Source organism: Chryseobacterium nakagawai (genome assembly GCF_900637665.1).
Taxonomy (GTDB): Bacteria; Bacteroidota; Bacteroidia; order Flavobacteriales; family Weeksellaceae; genus Chryseobacterium; species Chryseobacterium nakagawai.
Genome location: NZ_LR134386.1, coordinates 658,672 through 675,877, shown reverse-complemented (window position 1 = coordinate 675,877; position 17,206 = coordinate 658,672). Strand labels below are relative to the sequence as shown.

The window sequence follows — 17,206 nt, the reverse complement described above, 5'->3', positions numbered from 1 at the left end:
TCATTTGAAATCGAAGTCTCATCAATTTATTGGGTTTTATTATATTTGATCAAAACAAAGCAATATGATATTAAGAACATTACTTACCGCTTCTCTCCTCTTCTCTGTATTATCTTTCGCTCAGGAAAAGAAAAATGAAAAAGCAAAGTTCAATCAGGAATTGGCTACTTCATTGGGAGCAGATCAATATGGCATGAAAGCTTATACTATTGTGATGCTGACAACCGGTACTGCAAAAATTGAAGATAAAACCAAAATGGGAACTTTAATGAAAGGACACATGGAAAACATTGGTAAACTGGCTAACGAAGGGAAAATTGTGGTAGCAGGTCCCTTCCTGGAAAAGAATAAAGAAAACTACCGGGGGATGTTTATTTTCAATACAAAATCTAAAGAAGAAGCCGAGCAGTGGGTAAAAACTGACCCTGCAGTTCAGGCTGGAATTTTCAGTTATGAAATTTTCCCTTGGTATGGCTCCGCAGCCTTACCGTTATACCTGAAACATCATGATGAAATTTCAAAAGAGAATCCTTAAAGAATAAAGCAAAACCCCTCAATTGAGGGATTTTTTATTGTTAGTCCATACAAATAAATGGTTTTCTTGGCGGATAGCAACAATAAGGATTGCTACAGAATGTATAGCCTGCCGGGCAGTTTCCTCCCTCCACTGGTACCAGGCATACAGCTGCGGCACCTCCTAAAACAGTTTTCAGCTCTTTTCTGTTTAAATTTTTTAAATTTTTCATAGGTATTTAGTTTAGTTTTAATTTCCTACTCTTTAAGATTTTCGGATTCCTCTTTTTATTTCTCATTAATTAGAAATAAATATACAATTTATTTTTTAATTAACTACATTTCAAATAATTATCAAACAAACCAATCATAATATCTCTTGTTTTAATGAATTAATTTAATTATTTTAGCTTATGGTAAAACAAACTTACAAAACTGACTGTAAGCAAGTTATAATTATCATTAACATAAAAAATTAATTCCATGAAAAAAATGAATCTCTCAAAACTTTCAAGACCAGAACTGAAAGATGTATTCGGCGGGTATTTACATCTACCAGAATGTCCAGGAGGATGTCCTGGTGAAGGCATGATCAGATGCCCTGACGGCTCAACCACTATGACTAATTTTGTATGCATGGGGGGAAGATGTGAACCGGCTGCGATGTGTAAACCTCTGGTTCTTGAACCTTTTCCTGAACCGATTGTAATCACTCCATAGCCTGAGAAATAAAGTGAGCTTACTGCTCACTTTTTTCATGAATAAAAACTACTCTACGAATTTCCAAAGCCATATACCACTGATCACTGGTTTTTATTATCTTTAAATAAACAAAACCTGCCATGAAAGCCATCGAAGAAGTCTTGAAAAGACTAGATGAAATCATCATCTGGTGTAAGGAAAACAAAAGCCCGGCTGGGTATTTTGCCTGTACCTACCGCATCATGACGGCTCAGGTACTAAAAGGGATTCAGCAAAAGAAATTTGAAGACAATCCCAGAATGGCACTGCTTGATCTGGCTTTTGCACAACGCTATCTTGAAGCATGGGAAAACTATCATAATGATAAAAAATGTAGCAATTCCTGGTATATTGCCTTTGAAGCCACCAAAAATAAAGACCTTCTGATATTACAGCATATTTTTCTGGGGATGAATGCTCATATTAATCTGGATCTGGGAATTTCTGCAGCGACTATTATGCCCTATCGGAAGATTAACCCACTAAAAAAGGATTTTGAAAATATCAATACTGTTATAGCATCTATTAATCAGAAAGTTCAGGATTCCCTGAACAAAATATGTTATCCCGTCAACCTCATCGATAAGCTGTCTAACGGAAAAGATAACGCTGTACTAGATTTTGCGATATCCAAAGCCAGAGATACCTCCTGGGCCACCGCTGTTATATCTTCAAACTCTCCTATTTTTTTAAGGGAATCAGTCATTAATATTGTAGATTACGCTGCTGCCAAAGTTGCCACACAAATCTTAAATCCTAAAATCCTTACCCCTACCCTGCTTAACGAACTGAAAAAATGTGAGAGCAATGATGTTGTAAAGAATATTGAAATTCTGGGATCAACGAAAACGGCTTAAGCTCAAAATAAAAAGGCCGGGATCTTCCTCACGGATCCCGGCCAAATAATGAACAAATAAAAAGAAACTATAGGGTCTTTTTATGCTTTTTACGATAGGCATAATAGAACACAATCGGTAATATGGTAAATGAGAGCAGCATACAGATAATTAATCCGCCTACAATCATAATAGCCAAAGGTTTTTGAATTTCAGAGCCCATTCCATTGGACATTGCTGCCGGAAGAAGTCCCATAGATCCCATCAGCGCAATCATCACCACCGGGCGGATCCTGCTTTTAACTCCTTCAGCAATGGATTCTCTGAGTGACATTCTGTTCTGAAGATTTTCTTTCATCACTCCAATCAGAACAATCCCATCAATAGTAGCTACTCCAAAAAGAATAATGAAACCAATTCCTGCAGAGATTCCAAAGATGGTTCCTGTAAACCACAGGGATAGAAATCCTCCAATGAAAGCAAATGCTAATGTAATAGAAGAGATCAATGTATCTTTTACATTCCCAAAGTTGAAATACAGCAACATTAAAATAAGTACAAGTGAGATAGGAACTACCATGGCCAATTGCTTCGCAGCTCTTTCTTTACTTTCAAACTCGCCGGCCCATGTCATCTTATGACTTTTCGGAAGTTTGACTTCTTTCTCTACTTTTTCTTTAGCTTCTTTAATGGTACTTCCCAGATCTCGTCCTTCAATATTAAATCCTACACCAATATATCTGCTGTTCCCTTCTCTGTAAATAAATGAAGGTCCGGTATGATAATCAATGGTTGCTATTTCTTTCAATGGAACTTTTTTATTATCCTGTGTCGGGATCAGAATATTCTCCATTTTTTCCGGCGTATCACGATATTCTTTTTCGAATCTGAGCATCACATCAAACATTCTTTCTTCTTCATAGAACTTAGTAGCCGCCTGTCCGCCAATGGTCATTTCAATTACCGCCTGGGCATCTGCTGTAGACACTCCGTATTTTGCCATTTTTGAATCGTGAAGCTGTATCCTCAATTCAGGAAGTCCAATATTTTTAAATACATTCACATCTGAAATTCCAGGAACCGTTCTGATAGAATTGGCTACCTGATTGGCATAATTTTCAAGTTGAAACAAATCATTCCCGAATATTTTAATCACCAGCGGTGCTTTTACCCCGGCTACATATTCTTCCACATTATCCTGAATCGGCTGACTGAATCCAAAATTGATTCCCGGATATTTTTCAAGGGAAACTCTCATCTCTTCAAGAAGTTCATCCTTGGATATTTTTTTCTTCCATTCGTTTTCTGGTTTCAGCTGAATATTAAATTCGATATTAAAGAATCCTGTAGGGTCTGTCCCGTCATTAGGGCGGCCGGTTTGAGTCATTACGAATTTCACTTCATCATATTTCATCAAAATCTCCTTCATCTCTTTAGTCAAACGAACAGATTCATCCAGGTTGACACTATTGGGAAGTGTAGCACGTACATAAATAGCTCCTTCATTCAGTTTAGGTAAGAATTCCGAACCGTAGTTTGAAAATCTCCACCCACAAATGGCAAGTAAAGCGATAAAACCGACAACAAATCCTTTTTTATGACGAATACTGAATTCATAGATTCTGTAAATGTTTACTCTAAAGAATTTTGAGATGAAGTTTTCTTTTTCCTCAATATTTTTAGTTAATAAAAGCTTACACATTGCCGGAACGTATGTCAAACTTAAAATCAAAGATCCTAATAAGGCATATCCCAATGTAAATGCTAAAGGAGAGAACATTTTCCCTTCCACTTTCTGGAAAGAGAAGATGGGCATCAAGGCTACAATCAGGATTAGTAAGGCAAAGAAAATATAGCTTGCCACACTTCCTGCACTTTTCTTAATAATTCCCAATTTGGAAATTTTATTAAATCTCTTTAATCCGATCTTCTTGGCCTTCAGCTCGAGGGCAACAAATACATGTTCAACGATGACTAGCGTTCCTTCCAGTAATAGTCCAAAGTCCAGGGCTCCCATAGAAATAAGGTTAGCTGGAAGTCCTTGAATTTTCAGCATAATAATGGCAAAAAGAAAAGCCAGCGGAATTACTGATGCTACAATAAATGTTGTTCGCCAGTTATACAGGAAAATGAATACAATAATGGAAACCAGAATAACTCCTTCAATCAGGTTTTTGGAAACCGTATGAACCGTTGTATTTACTAATTCTGTACGGTCAATGATTGGTACGATCTGAACATCACCAGGTAATTCTCCACCATTTAACTGTTCTATTCTGTCTTTAAGTCTTGCGATCACCTCACTTGGGTTTTCTCCACGAAGCATGATGACAATGCCTTCCACTACATCATTTTCCTTATTGTATCCTACTTGCCCTAATCTCGGTTTTGCCGACACTTTAACTTCAGCAACATGCTTTACCAAAATAGGAGTGGAACCTTTTACTTCAATCTGAATATTTTCAATGTCATCCTTCTTCTCTAAAAGACCGATCCCCCTTACCACATAAGCCTGATCTCCTTTGGCCACAACATCACCTCCTACATTAATATTACTCTTCGAAACTGCTTCATACACATCCAGGGGGGAAAGGTCGTAATTATGTAATTCCGTAGGATTAATTTTTATTTCATATGTTTTTTCTTCGCCACCAAAGCTTACCACATCAGCAACTCCGGGAACAGCCAGTAATTCTCTTTCTACCACCCAATCCTGAATAGCCGTGACTTCTTTAATCGGCAATTTACTTTTAATGATATAGCGGTAAATTTCACCAGTTGCTCCGGATGGAGGCTCAATGCTATATTCTGCACCGGCAGGAAGATTTACATTACCCAGTTTATTAGATGCATACTGCTGCGCATAAAAATCATTGACATGGTCATCAAAAATTACTGTTACCACTGATAATCCGAACAGGGAAATAGATCTCACCGAAGTTTTATTCGGAATAGCATTCATTTCCTTGGAAATGGGCAAAGTGACAAACTTTTCTATTTCTTCGGCACTTCTTCCCGGCCATTGAGTGATTACTCTTACCCTGGTATTGGTAACATCTGGGAAGGCTTCAATCGGAGTGTGTATATAAGAATAGATTCCTCCAAGCAACAGCATGAAAGTTCCTAAAAGAACAATCAAAGAATTTTTCAAAGAGAAGGAAACTATATTCTGTACAAATTTTCGCATTACTTCTTAGAATTATTTAATTGGTTTTTCAGGTTCTCATAAATCAGCAAACCATTGGAAGCAATTACATTTTCTCCCTGTTTCAGATTTCCTTCCACATAGATATATTGACTGTTTGAAGCGATCTCAGTTACCGGTCTTATTTCCAACTCACAGTCTTTTTTATATACTACTACATAGCTTTGATTATTATCGAAGATCAAAGCCTTCGCAGGAATAGCCAAAGCACTTTTATTTTGGGAATTAATCGGCAATACAACATCTGCAGACATTCCCGGTCTTAGTTTCATCCCGTTATTATCCATAATGATCTTCGCTTTCAGTACTCTTTCATTTTCATTAAAAACCTGAGAGATATTATTGATCTTCCCTGAAAAACTATCATTCGGATACGCTAAAGTCTTTACTACTACCGGCTGATCTACATAAACATGTCTCATATTGGTAGCATACACATTCGCCATAACCCAGACCTTATCCAGATTGGAAATGGTAAAAAGCTGGTCACCACCTGCAGTAACAGGCATCCCTTTAGAAATATTCTTGTTGATGACATAACCATCCGCAGGAGCTTTGATCTGAAGATTGCTTCCTCCCGCAGAATACAATTGCATATTCTTTTGGGTTTTAGAAATATTGGACTGCAAAATTGTTACCTCTGCTCTTGCTTCCTGAAGATCTTTCTGAGAGGCAATATCATCTTTATACATCGCTTCTACAGAAGACAGTTTTCTCTTAGCTACGGCAAGCTGAGCCTGCAATGTTTGAGTATCATCCTGCATTTCATTAACAGCCGTACTTTTTACAGTCGCCAGAATCTGTCCTTTTTTTACATAATCTCCAAGAGAAAAATACGTATCGGTAACTACTCCGTCCACAAGGCTCACAAAGGGAACTGTTTTATCAGAATTGCTCTCCACTTCTCCGGTAAGGGTAATGCTTTCTTCAATAGGAAGCATTTCTGCCTTAGCCAGTTTAATATCTTTTTTAAGTTCTTTGCTGATACAATATCCTTTTTCAACTTCGTTGCCCTGCTTCTGATCTTTACACCCCGTAAGTGTTACCATAGCGGACAGATAAATTACTGCGATATATTTAGTAGTGTTCATTTTCATAAGTAGATGTTCATATATTTTAAGGCCATGCTGAATGTTCATTTATAAATCCTGTCCTACAACGTATTGCAGGTTTTCAAAGTATTGGTTAAGTTCTTTTTTAGTATCCAGAATAATCATTTTATTACCAATGTAGGTATCCAGAAAATCCATATACTCCAGCATACTGATATTTCTAAGCCTAAAGTTTTTTTCATGACTTACCAATAAACCATCCAGTGTAGATTCGTAGGTATCATCAATTTCTTCGGAAACTTGCTGAGTAAGGATATAGTTTCTGAAAACAGAGACAATTTCATTCTCTGATTTTAGCTGATTTTTACGGGTTTCATTTTTACTTTTCTCGATTTCAAGCCTGGCTTCCTGAATATTTCCTTTATTTCTGTCGAAGATGGGAAGGTCAACCGAAACTCCTAATCCAATAAAATCTTTCATGATGTTACCTCCGCGGTCATAGCCTATTGAAACAGCTACATCAGGAGTTTTCATCGCATTTTGTATTTCAAGATTCTTGGCAGCGTGCTTCTCCTTATTTTTAGCGATCAGGATATCCGGACGGTTTTCTTTTGCTTTTTCCATCCATTGTGTCAGTTCAATTTCTGAAAGCTGTTTTTCCGGCATTGCAAATGAATCTGAAATAACGAGATAAGAGTGAGATGGGATCATCAGCAAAGCCTTTAGTTCAGCCTGTTGGTCTTCTATTTCCTGCTTCAATGAAACCAGCTTTTTCTTGAATTCAATTTCCTGAGCCTTCAAACGGATATATTCAGCCTTACTGATATTCCCCAAGGTTAATTGATTGTTATAGGATCTTGTTAATTTTTCGATAGAAGCAATTTGCCCTTGATAAATCTTCTGCTGTTCCTGATTGTATTGAATTTCAGTAATCGAATTCCTTAGCGTCTTTTTGAGCTCCCGCAATACTTCCTGTAATTCATATTTTTCACCTTCTACTTCTATTTTTTGCAGTTCGATATTTTTCCGCCTTTTCCCTGCGGTCTGAATCACCTGCTCTATTTCAGCAGAAATCTGAGTGTTCTTTCCCCAGTTTCCGATCAGGGCAGGCTGTTCTTCAATATCATAGGTTCTCCAAAGGTTTACTTCACTGATACTTAATTTAGGATTGGGCCAGTATTTGGCCTGAAGCGCTCTGGCTTCAGCCTGAGAAATCTCTAATTTCTGAGCAATAAGATCTAGGTTATTGGTCAGAAAAATGGTTTCAGCTTCCTTTCTGCTGATCTTCAGGGTATCTGAAATCTGTGCTGAAAAGAAACTGAAACAATGAATATAAAATAGTGTAAAAAAAATCTTCTTCAAGGTCTCTTATTTTAAGACCACAAAGCTATTCTCCTAATATTAGAGCTAATTTCGAATGAAATTAAAATTCAATTAGCCCAACATTAGAGTTTGATTAGAACAGGTAGAGATTCATTTTAAAACACTCATAGATCATATAGATTAAGGAGATTTCTAAACACGATTTACATGAATGCATTCACAAATGACACGATTTATATTCCCTTAAAAATTCATCCATAACCCTCTGTGAAAATTCGTGGAATCTGTAGGAGATTACCATCAAAAGAAACGGACTTTAATAGGTTTACATCTAAATAAGGATTCGATTGGCTTTAGCCAAAACCTTTATAATTTTAGAAATTAGCTGGAAATACAAGCAGGACATCCGTACCCACATCTACTATAGAATCAATTTTCATAGTAATATGATGGTGATCAAAAATACTTTTTGATAATGATAACCCAATGCCACTCCCCTTAATTGAATCCACATTCTTCCCTCTGTAAAATGTTTCTGTAATCTTTACAAGATCATCTGCAGGAATCCCCTTTCCTTGATCTCTAACTTCAATATTCAATTGATTGCTTTTTTCGGATAAGATGATCTCAACAGGATGGCTGTAGGAATACTTAATGGCATTTTCTACAATATTATATAAAGCCAAATAGAGGAGGGTCTCATTTCCGGGAAATTCTAATAAAGCGGGTTTTGTAACCTGCAGCTGTATTTTAATATTAGATTTTTTTTCTTTTGCTTTGGATTCCAATTTTTCATAGATCTTCCATATAAGCTCATCTATTCTTACTTGTTTGTGAGAAGATTCAAGTTTGGACATTCCGGACATCAGGAGAAGGTTATTGAGAATATTCTCAATCTCATAAACATTATCCAGAGATTCTTTGACTACCGTTTTATATTCTTCGGGAGTACGGTCTTTTTGAGCAAATACTTCCAGGTTTCCGGAAATTGCTGCTAAAGGAGTTTTAAATTCGTGAGAAACATAGTTAATAAAGTTTTGCTGCAACAGAACATTTTCAGAAATTCTTCCCAGTAATTTATTATAAGACTTGATCAGATCTTCAATCTCATCATTGGTATTGGTAGAAGTAATAGCAGTAGAAATATTATTATAATCTACCTGATTAATACGCTCCACTACATTAGAAATAGGCTTATATACCACCTTTGAAAGATAACGGCTTAAAAAATAAATAGCCAAAAGCCCAATAATCAACACAGAAAGCATAATGATAGAAAGCCTCCAGATCTGTGATTGAAATGACTCATTGGGAGATTTCACAAAAACAACAAAGTCTCCCTGATTATCAGGATAGAAAATCCCATAGTAGAACTGATTATCAGACATAAACTGAGTTCCCTTATTATTTCTGGCAGCTTGTAAGTGAGAAGCTTTAATATTTTTATCATTCAAATTTTGCCCAAACGTGACTTCATTATTCTGATTATAAACAGCTACCTGATTATTCTGAATAAGATGTTTGTATTCCTGTTTAATCTGGGCATGCCTGTCTTTAGGTAATTCGTCTTTTTCAAGATAATAAATGGCTGAAATCAGAGCGGTATTCCTGAGTTTTTCAAAATAAAAGATCTTCGTACTGTCATAATAGGCAAAAAATATCACCGCAGATGTGATGATAGAAACAATGCCGAACGAAAGGCTGGAAATAAGGGTAAACCTGTTCCTGAGCGTCATCCTAATCTTTAATTAAATATCCTGTTCCTTTTACAGTATGAATAATTTTCTGTCCCGATTCATCAATCTTGTTACGAACGTAGGAAATGTAGACATCTACCACATTCGTTGTACTGTCAAAATCAATTCCCCAGACGTTATGCAAAATCTGAGTTCTGCTCAACACCTTGTTTTTATTCTCCATAAGAAAAGTAAAAAGCTTGTATTCTGTAGGAGAAAATTCGATTTCCGTATCATTTTGGGTGACTTTATGAAGATCAGTATCAATTCTAATATTACCACAAGACAGATACTGGTCTTCTTTCTGATAACTTAATTTATTTCTTCTTGTTAATGCTTTAATCCTCGAGATCAATTCTTCGAAATGAAATGGTTTGGATAAGTAATCATCCGCTCCCAGATCTAACATCTTAATCTTATCATCCGGACTATTTAATGCACTTAACACTAAAATCGGAGTATAATTTCCTTTAAACCTTATGATCTGTGTAAGCTGCATTCCATCCAATCCCGGAAGCATAATATCCATTAATATAATATCAAAATCATAGGTATGAAGAATTTCCCTGGCCTTTTCACCAGAATCTGCAAGCGTCATCGTATAGCCGGCTTCAGAAAGTCCTTTCAACAGGAAGCTGCTAATTCTCTGATCGTCCTCTACCAATAAGATATTCATAATGTCTCTGAAATTTCCCATAAATATAGGGATTATGATTGAAGAAAGGAAGCCAGAGGAAGGAAGCAAAGATTTTTTCAGAGATTAAAAGAATGCTTATGGTAATGTAAAACGCCTTCCGAAATTTATTATTCAGTATTAACTTCCAGCCTTTTTTCCTAATTTTGAAGAATGGAGATGACCTATTTAATTATTGGATGTATTGTGGGCGGAGTCCTGGGAGCCATTATTTTATATTTTGCCTTGAAATCTTCAACGGTTTCAAGAAGCTCTTATGATGAACTCAATTTCTTGCATATTAAAAACAAATCAGATCTTGAAAACTCGAACACAAAGATCCAGGAACTTAACCAGCATCTCAATAAAGAAAAAGAACTCAATATCCAGCAGCAGGATCTTCTAAACGATCTGAAAAATGAATTTGCCAGACTTTCTGCTCAACATTCTTCACTGAACAGCCAATTTCAGGATCAAAAACAACTAATGTTAAAACAGGATTTCCAGATTGAAAATCTTATCGCTGAAAAACAGGATTTCTTTGCTAAAAATTCTGAGCTTTCTGCACAAAATGAAAGTCTTCAGAAATCGCTGAATACTCAAAAAGAAGAGATCACTAAAATACAGGAAGAATCCAAACTGCAATTTGAAAATCTGGCCAATAAGATATTGGAAGAAAAAACAGAGAAATTCACCACTTTAAATCAGAATAATCTAAAAAACATCCTTGAACCCTTCCAGGAAAAGATTACAGATTTAAAAAACAGAGTGAATGAAGCCTATGAAAAGGAAAATAAAGAACGTTTCTCTTTGGCTGAAAAAGTAAAAGAACTTGCCGAACTGAACCAACAAATCTCCGAAGATGCCAAAAAATTAACCAGAGCGCTGAAGGGTGAAAGTAAAACCCAGGGAAATTGGGGTGAGATGATTCTTGAAAGCATCCTTGAAAAGTCCGGATTGGTAAAAGGAAGAGAATATTTTCTGGAACATGAACTTCGTGATGAAGACAATAAAGCTTTATTCTCTGAATTTTCCGGCAAGAAGATGCGACCAGATGCCGTTGTAAAATACCCGGATGAAAGAAACGTCATCATTGATTCTAAAGTTTCTCTAACTGCATTTACGGAATTAGTGGACGAAAACGATCAGGATGTCTATATGATGAAACTTAATCAACATTTGGGTTCCATCAAAAATCATATTATGCAGCTTAGTCAGAAAGCGTATGATGATTACGGAAAATCTTTGGATTTTGTCATGATGTTTATACCTAGTGAACCGGCATATATTGCAGCTATGCAAGCAGACCAAAACCTTTGGAATTACGCCTATGATAGAAGAATCTTGCTATTAAATCCAAGCAATCTGATTACCTCTTTAAAGCTAATTGCAGATCTTTGGAAACGTGAATATCAAAACAAAAATGCTCTTGAAATTGCTGAAAGAGGAGCCCGGTTATATGATAAATTCGTAGGATTTGTGGATAACCTTGAAAAAGTAGGACGAAATCTTGATCTTGCCAAAAATGTTTACAATGATGCTTACAAACAGCTTTACACAGGAAACGACAACCTTGTGATCCAGACTCAAAAACTGAAATCATTGGGAATTAAAAATAAAAAGGACCTGCCTCAAAGTCTTATTGACAACAGTAATCTGATAGAATAAAAACCAGAATACTATGAAAAAAACAAATCTTATCTTATTAATATGTCTTATTCTTTATCTCACCTCACTTCCTTTTACAGCAGTTTACGCAAAAGGACATGACATGAGTGGGCTGGCCTGTGCACTGCTAGGTTGGGCAGAAATGGATGGCGGCGGAATAGCATGGCTGGCTAATCCTCTACTTTTTATCGGAGCTTTTTTTCTATTATTAAAACAAATAAAAATATCTGCTGTACTCAGCCTTATCGCCTTTGGTCTTACGTTTTGCTATTTATCTGTAGGAGAAATTACAGTGAATGAGGCTGGGCACAAATTCTCCATAACCGGATATGGTCCGGGATATTTTCTTTGGATAGCAAGCTGTTTTTCATTACTGATTGGAAATATTATTTTGATAAAAACATCTGAGAAGACCCACAACCCTACTTAATTTTTTAGGCATAATCAGTAGATAAATAAATTCAGAATACTGAAAAACAAAATGAGACAGCCTTTATTTCAGACTGTCTCATCTATTTTATTTCCTGATAAACTGAACGGATTTTCCGTTTTCAAGTTTCAGAAAATAGACACCTGAAATAAAATGATGAATATTAATTTTTCCATTATCGGAAATATTTCCTTCAGCAATGTGGCTTCCTACTGCATTATACACAGTGTATTTTTGAAGTTTACCTACTCCTGAAACCTGAATAACATCAACCGCAGGATTAGGATATACAGAAAGTTCGGTTTGTTTGATTTTCACTTCCTGTGTTGCTAATGTACCTCCTGAAACATTAATCGTGCTACTGAAATCCTGTGTACTCTGTCCACTTCCAGCTGCAGTTCTCCATTCTATTGTATACGCTCCAGCCTTTGTTGGATTTTTAATCATCCCTGATATTACAATCTTAATCTTTGCACCAGCCGGAATAGCAACACCGGTTGTTGACCCTCCTACAGATAGCTGTACACCAGAATTCCAGCTTCCTCCTACTCCAAATGAAGTAGAACATGGATAAGCTACTCCATTTACTTTAAAACTAACATAAGGATCTAAGTTGTTTGCACCTGTTACAGCAGGAGAAATTGCTGGAAATTCTGTAGGCAATAAAAGATAAAAAACATTAGGCGTTAGAGTTCCTTTACCAATAGCCACAGATGTTGTATACTCAAAAGTATAAACAGATGATTGCCCCGCTCCGCTATTACTCACAGTTACTGTTTGTGCTTTGGATAGTGAAATCCCACATAGCAGGTTAATCATTAAAACATAGAAAAATTTCTTCATAAATTCTTTTTTAAAGGTTGTTTGTATAATAAAAGGCTATTAGTTTTTAATTCTTTTTTCATCATTTAGTTTTTATTGAGTTCAGATAATAATGTAATATTTTCTTCCCTAAAATCAGTCGAGTTATACGAGTTATTATCCTGAAACCTTCTCTATCATTATGTTTTTGCAAAATTAAATCTTATACAAAATCATAAAAGCGATAGTAAAATCATATTGAAAAAATGATTGAAACATGTATACACTCCTGAATATTAATTTTTTAACCCAATCATTTTATGAATATGATTAATTATGTTTTTTTTGAAGATTATCAAAACAGTCTGTAATAAAAATTTAATTTGAATGTTTGCTTTGTATAAAAAAATTTAGAGACTATATTTGCCGCTTCTAAATCATGAATAAAAGCTGAAGGCCTGCTGCGATGAGAATTACTCAATATTACAATAACAGAATACATTCGTTAAAAAAGCAGCTTATTGAAACTTATTTAGTCATTCTAGCTGTCTTCCATATTGTTTCTATTTATATCTATCTGTTCTGGTTAAAAAATACTTTTCCTCTTTATTACTTTGCAGGTGCATTAGTATTTTATGTTTATTCATATATACTTATCAGGAGAAATTTTAATATATCCAGAATTGTTAATGCTTATCTTCATTTCAGTTCTCTATATATTTCTGTCATCATCTTAAACTTTATTGATGATTCCCTGTAGGATTTATCTGGTTAATCCCGATGCCAGTGTGTGCCTATGTTTTTTTAAAAAGGAAGATGGTTATCTATTACATGTTTTACACAATAATATTGATGCTGCTCATTATGCTGTTTGCTAAATACTTTGACCATCATTTTTATGAATACGACAAAAAATATCTCCGTCCCACTAATGCAGCAACGGTGTTGGCTAACTTTTCTCTCATCTGTTTATTTATCTATTACAAAATCAAAATAAGCCATTTAGAATTTAAGGCTTTTGGATACAGGATTAAAAGCAAGATGAAGGAAAAACATATACACAAAGCGAAAATGCTTTCAAAAGAACCCCATTATATTATAGAATTATCCTCTAAGCATAAAAGTGATGTAACAATAGATCATCACAAACTGGAAAATTTATTTTTGGAATTGGATAAGTACATGCGATACAATAATTACTTTACCAATCCTTCTATTAAACTATCCGGATTATGCTCAGAATTAAAAACAAATATAAACTACCTGTCAAGAGCTATTGATTATAAGGGATATAAGAACTTCAATCAATATCTCAATTCATTAAGAATCAATTACGTAAAAAACCTCATTGAAAAATCGGATTTAACCAAGGTTACCCTGATGTACATTTATACAGGCGCCGGTTTTACAAGTCAGGCAACCTTCAACAGAGTATTTAAACAATTCGAGGGCATCACTCCAAGTGAATACATAACTCAGCTTTTGCCTACTGACAGCAAATTATCTTCTGTTGATTCATAATAATCAAATACTAATTTTATATAACTTTACCAGGATGATATAAAATACTCAAGTACTGTAAAATGAAATTCCTAACTTCATTAAAATCATATCCATATCCGAAGTCTGAATCCTTCACAGAAATTCTTCTATCTTCTATAGGAGCCGGGGTCACAGTATATCTTTTTCTGATCATTTTTCAGCCATTTGGAACAGAAAACTTTCATCATCCTTACAAATATCTTCTTCTTTTTCCTTATACTATCATTTTTGGAACTGCATTTTTCATTTCAAGCCTTTGTACCTTCAGCTTCAATCATTGGAATATTGTATCAGAGTTATTAAAAATTTTTGTAGTTCTCTTACTGGGTTCTGTTCTTTCTTATTTTTATAATTCACTATTCATAAGCCATGTATCGCTAAGTTTTGAAAACTATGCTTATATGTTTCTCTATTCCATGGCAATAGGAATACCCATTTCTGCTATTTATATTCTGTCAAGGTATATTTATTTAAAAACGATCCATGAAAACACAGCCAAGAATATTTCACAGCATCTATCCCATAAAACAGAGCATATTCCTAGCAAACTTCTTACTATTTCAACAAATAATATAACGCTAACACTTTCTGAACATGATCTTATTTGTGCACAGTCTATGGAAAATTATTGTACTTTATATTTTTCTGAAAATGGTTCGGTAAAAAAAGTGTTGCTCAGAATAAGTTTATCAGGACTTTTAAAACAAAGTGAAACAAACACAATCCAAAAGTGTCATCGTTCATATATTGTTAATTTAGATAAAGTAGAAAGCCTTAGAGGAAATGCACAGGGATATAAACTTATCATCCCAGAAATAGATTTCGAAATTCCGGTTTCCAGAAGTTTCATTCCACAAATTATCCCACAATTGCAACGATAGAAAGGCTAAGTTTGTCATTGGTCACTATTTCTTGTCATTCATCACTTTACATTGATTCACTTTCCGAAAAGCTTCATTTTTGCTCAAAAATATTCAATATGAGTAAAAACATCCGCTTTATTTTAATCTTTATTCTGGGCTTCACAGCCTACTATTTTTTGGATCTTATTTGTTTTAAATCGATTCAGTCTTATTCGAAAGATCTGTTTCATAATAAGGCTATAGCCCATGTTATTGCTTATACAATTACATTAATTCCATTAATGATCACGGCAAAGATTTTATTTCCTGAAAAAAATATTCCCTACGTATTTTCTTTGGACCAATCTATTAGCAAGGGTTTTATCTTCTCTTTTATGGGAACACTGCCCATGCTTATAGGATATATTGTTCATTTCAATATGACCCACACCATCCATTACCAGTCTCTATTCATTAACACGATCTCTTCAGCCTTCTTTGAAGAAATTATTTTCAGGGCATTTCTTATTGGAATTTTATTCAGATTTACAAAACTGGGATTTTTATCTTCCATACTCCTGGGATCATTATTGTTTGCCCAGGTACACTTATATCAAAGCCAGGAAACGGTAGAACTGATGGAAATTTTTGCCATTACATTTCTTGGTTCTGTTTTCTTTTCATGGGTTTATTTTGAACATACATTCAATCTTTGGGTGGCCATATTCCTTCATTTTTTCATGAATCTGTATTGGGAACTCTTTAATGTATCAGAAAATGTTTCCGGAAATATATATGGCAACCTTTATAAAATTATTTCTATTGTACTGGTTGTAGTACTTACAATTGTTCACAAAAGAAGAAGCCGCCAACCATTTCAGGTGACATGGAAAAACCTTTTTATAAAATCTAAAGAAGTTCAATCATAAATTTTGCATAATTTTGCGGAATGTTGATAGAAAGTTTTCAAAACGATAAAATAAAAAATATCACTAAACTTCTTAGTGATAACAGATTTCGAAAAAAATCAAATGTTTTTGTAGTAGAAGGACAACAGGAAAATGAAAGAGCGATACAGTACGATTTTGAGCCTGTGGAATTCTTTATAAGTGAAAATATATTCAAAGGAACGCCTCCTGAGGGGAAAATTCATTATGTAAGTGATAAAGTGTATGAAAAAATAGCGTACAGAGGAAGTTCAGAAGGAATCATTGGGATATACAGCTCAAAGGAAACTCCACTTTCCTCTTATGTTCCGAAGGATGATTCTACTATTATCATCGTTGAAGGAGTAGAAAAGCCGGGTAATTTAGGAGCTATCCTGAGAAGTTGTGAAGCTTTCGGTATTGATGCCCTTATTGTTGCTGATGGAAAAACCGATTTTTATAATCCAAATGTGATCAGATCTAGTGTGGGCTGTCTTTTCGGAATGGAAGTTTATCAGGCTGAAAACGAAGAAACACTAGAATTTCTTCAGAAAAACAGTTTCAATATTTATACAACATTGATGGACGAAACGGCTGAAGATCTTTATAAAAGAGATTTCACACAGCGTTCTGCTGTATTATTCGGGACTGAGCACTCGGGGTTAAGTGATTTCTGGATCGGAAAAGGAAAGAATACATTGATTCCGATGGCTGGCAGTATTGATTCTTTGAATCTGAGCAATGCTGTAGCCATAACTTGCTATGAATCTTTAAAACAAAAGAAAGGATAAGATACGATTGGGGTAAAGTTTGGCGATTGTCAGACAGATCAATATTGTTATATTATCCTATAATGAGATTGCTTCATCTTCAGTTCAGGATGACAGGCTAAGGGAAGAGACCCTATATAAGCATAAA

General features: G+C 35.0%; 15 protein-coding genes. 8 read left to right on the top strand and 7 right to left on the bottom strand.

The annotated features are described in order from the left end of the window. Nucleotides 1-64: 64 nt before the first annotated feature. Entirely contained in the window at nucleotides 65-535 is a 471-nt protein-coding gene (locus tag EL260_RS03045) for a YciI family protein (protein WP_123858811.1), read from the top strand. 40 nt (nucleotides 536-575) lie between these two features. Here the strand turns inward: EL260_RS03045 and EL260_RS25440 are convergent, their stop codons facing one another. Further along, complete coding sequence (locus EL260_RS25440; protein WP_164466593.1) at nucleotides 576-746, bottom strand: bacteriocin-like protein; 171 nt, start codon at nucleotides 744-746, stop codon at nucleotides 576-578. A gap of 609 nt (nucleotides 747-1,355) precedes the next feature. Here EL260_RS25440 and EL260_RS03040 point away from each other — a divergent pair. Beyond that, on the top strand, nucleotides 1,356-2,111 hold the full coding sequence (locus EL260_RS03040) for a DUF5995 family protein (protein ID WP_123858810.1): 756 nt from the start codon (nucleotides 1,356-1,358) through the stop codon (nucleotides 2,109-2,111). A 67-nt stretch (nucleotides 2,112-2,178) separates the two neighbouring features. Here the strand turns inward: EL260_RS03040 and EL260_RS03035 are convergent, their stop codons facing one another. The 5 genes from EL260_RS03035 to EL260_RS03015 form a co-directional block, all read right to left on the bottom strand. Further along, a complete protein-coding gene (locus tag EL260_RS03035; protein WP_123858809.1) occupies nucleotides 2,179-5,277 on the bottom strand; it encodes an efflux RND transporter permease subunit in 3,099 nt (1,032 codons plus the stop codon). After that, entirely contained in the window at nucleotides 5,277-6,392 is a 1,116-nt protein-coding gene (locus EL260_RS03030) for an efflux RND transporter periplasmic adaptor subunit (RefSeq protein ID WP_123858808.1), read from the bottom strand. The genes EL260_RS03035 and EL260_RS03030 overlap by 1 nt, the downstream gene beginning before the upstream one ends. 42 nt (nucleotides 6,393-6,434) lie before the next feature. Beyond that, nucleotides 6,435-7,709, bottom strand: a complete 1,275-nt coding sequence (locus EL260_RS03025) for a TolC family protein (protein WP_123858807.1) — start codon at nucleotides 7,707-7,709, stop codon at nucleotides 6,435-6,437. A gap of 335 nt (nucleotides 7,710-8,044) precedes the next feature. Then, on the bottom strand, nucleotides 8,045-9,406 hold the full coding sequence (locus EL260_RS03020) for a HAMP domain-containing sensor histidine kinase (protein ID WP_123858806.1): 1,362 nt from the start codon (nucleotides 9,404-9,406) through the stop codon (nucleotides 8,045-8,047). 1 nt (nucleotide 9,407) lies between these two features. Continuing rightward, nucleotides 9,408-10,082, bottom strand: coding sequence for a response regulator transcription factor (locus EL260_RS03015; protein WP_123860642.1), 675 nt, complete (start codon nucleotides 10,080-10,082; stop codon nucleotides 9,408-9,410). Nucleotides 10,083-10,253: 171 nt separating this feature from the next. Between EL260_RS03015 and rmuC the strand changes: the two genes are divergently transcribed. Both rmuC and EL260_RS03005 read left to right on the top strand, forming a co-directional pair. Continuing rightward, the gene (gene rmuC / locus EL260_RS03010) at nucleotides 10,254-11,747 is read left to right on the top strand and encodes a DNA recombination protein RmuC (protein ID WP_394343537.1); all 1,494 of its coding nucleotides are present in this window, start codon (nucleotides 10,254-10,256) and stop codon (nucleotides 11,745-11,747) included. A 13-nt stretch (nucleotides 11,748-11,760) separates the two neighbouring features. Next, nucleotides 11,761-12,177, top strand: a complete 417-nt coding sequence (locus tag EL260_RS03005; protein WP_123858804.1) for a hypothetical protein — start codon at nucleotides 11,761-11,763, stop codon at nucleotides 12,175-12,177. A gap of 87 nt (nucleotides 12,178-12,264) precedes the next feature. Here the strand turns inward: EL260_RS03005 and EL260_RS03000 are convergent, their stop codons facing one another. Further along, nucleotides 12,265-13,020, bottom strand: coding sequence for a T9SS type A sorting domain-containing protein (locus EL260_RS03000; protein ID WP_123858803.1), 756 nt, complete (start codon nucleotides 13,018-13,020; stop codon nucleotides 12,265-12,267). Between the two features lie 774 nt (nucleotides 13,021-13,794). Here EL260_RS03000 and EL260_RS02995 point away from each other — a divergent pair. The 4 genes from EL260_RS02995 to EL260_RS02980 all read left to right on the top strand — a co-directional run bounded on the left by EL260_RS02995 (nucleotide 13,795) and on the right by EL260_RS02980 (nucleotide 17,079). After that, complete coding sequence (locus tag EL260_RS02995; protein WP_164466592.1) at nucleotides 13,795-14,499, top strand: helix-turn-helix domain-containing protein; 705 nt, start codon at nucleotides 13,795-13,797, stop codon at nucleotides 14,497-14,499. A gap of 62 nt (nucleotides 14,500-14,561) precedes the next feature. Further along, nucleotides 14,562-15,401: a LytR/AlgR family response regulator transcription factor gene (locus EL260_RS02990; protein WP_123858801.1), complete on the top strand. Its 840-nt coding sequence runs from the start codon at nucleotides 14,562-14,564 to the stop codon at nucleotides 15,399-15,401. A 98-nt stretch (nucleotides 15,402-15,499) separates the two neighbouring features. Next, nucleotides 15,500-16,291: a CPBP family intramembrane glutamic endopeptidase gene (locus EL260_RS02985; RefSeq protein ID WP_123858800.1), complete on the top strand. Its 792-nt coding sequence runs from the start codon at nucleotides 15,500-15,502 to the stop codon at nucleotides 16,289-16,291. A gap of 20 nt (nucleotides 16,292-16,311) precedes the next feature. After that, complete coding sequence (locus EL260_RS02980; protein ID WP_123858799.1) at nucleotides 16,312-17,079, top strand: TrmH family RNA methyltransferase; 768 nt, start codon at nucleotides 16,312-16,314, stop codon at nucleotides 17,077-17,079. The last annotated feature ends 127 nt before the right edge of the window (nucleotides 17,080-17,206 follow it).

Coding starts and splice junctions, on each gene's coding strand:
- EL260_RS03045 (WP_123858811.1), top strand. CDS start 65: ATGATATTAAGAACATTACTTACCGCTTCTCTCCTCTTCTCTGTATTA.
- EL260_RS25440 (WP_164466593.1), bottom strand. CDS start 746: ATGAAAAATTTAAAAAATTTAAACAGAAAAGAGCTGAAAACTGTTTTA.
- EL260_RS03040 (WP_123858810.1), top strand. CDS start 1,356: ATGAAAGCCATCGAAGAAGTCTTGAAAAGACTAGATGAAATCATCATC.
- EL260_RS03035 (WP_123858809.1), bottom strand. CDS start 5,277: ATGCGAAAATTTGTACAGAATATAGTTTCCTTCTCTTTGAAAAATTCT.
- EL260_RS03030 (WP_123858808.1), bottom strand. CDS start 6,392: ATGAAAATGAACACTACTAAATATATCGCAGTAATTTATCTGTCCGCT.
- EL260_RS03020 (WP_123858806.1), bottom strand. CDS start 9,406: ATGACGCTCAGGAACAGGTTTACCCTTATTTCCAGCCTTTCGTTCGGC.
- EL260_RS03015 (WP_123860642.1), bottom strand. CDS start 10,082: ATGAATATCTTATTGGTAGAGGACGATCAGAGAATTAGCAGCTTCCTG.
- rmuC (WP_394343537.1), top strand. CDS start 10,254: ATGGAGATGACCTATTTAATTATTGGATGTATTGTGGGCGGAGTCCTG.
- EL260_RS03005 (WP_123858804.1), top strand. CDS start 11,761: ATGAAAAAAACAAATCTTATCTTATTAATATGTCTTATTCTTTATCTC.
- EL260_RS03000 (WP_123858803.1), bottom strand. CDS start 13,020: ATGAAGAAATTTTTCTATGTTTTAATGATTAACCTGCTATGTGGGATT.
- EL260_RS02995 (WP_164466592.1), top strand. CDS start 13,795: ATGGTTATCTATTACATGTTTTACACAATAATATTGATGCTGCTCATT.
- EL260_RS02990 (WP_123858801.1), top strand. CDS start 14,562: ATGAAATTCCTAACTTCATTAAAATCATATCCATATCCGAAGTCTGAA.
- EL260_RS02985 (WP_123858800.1), top strand. CDS start 15,500: ATGAGTAAAAACATCCGCTTTATTTTAATCTTTATTCTGGGCTTCACA.
- EL260_RS02980 (WP_123858799.1), top strand. CDS start 16,312: ATGTTGATAGAAAGTTTTCAAAACGATAAAATAAAAAATATCACTAAA.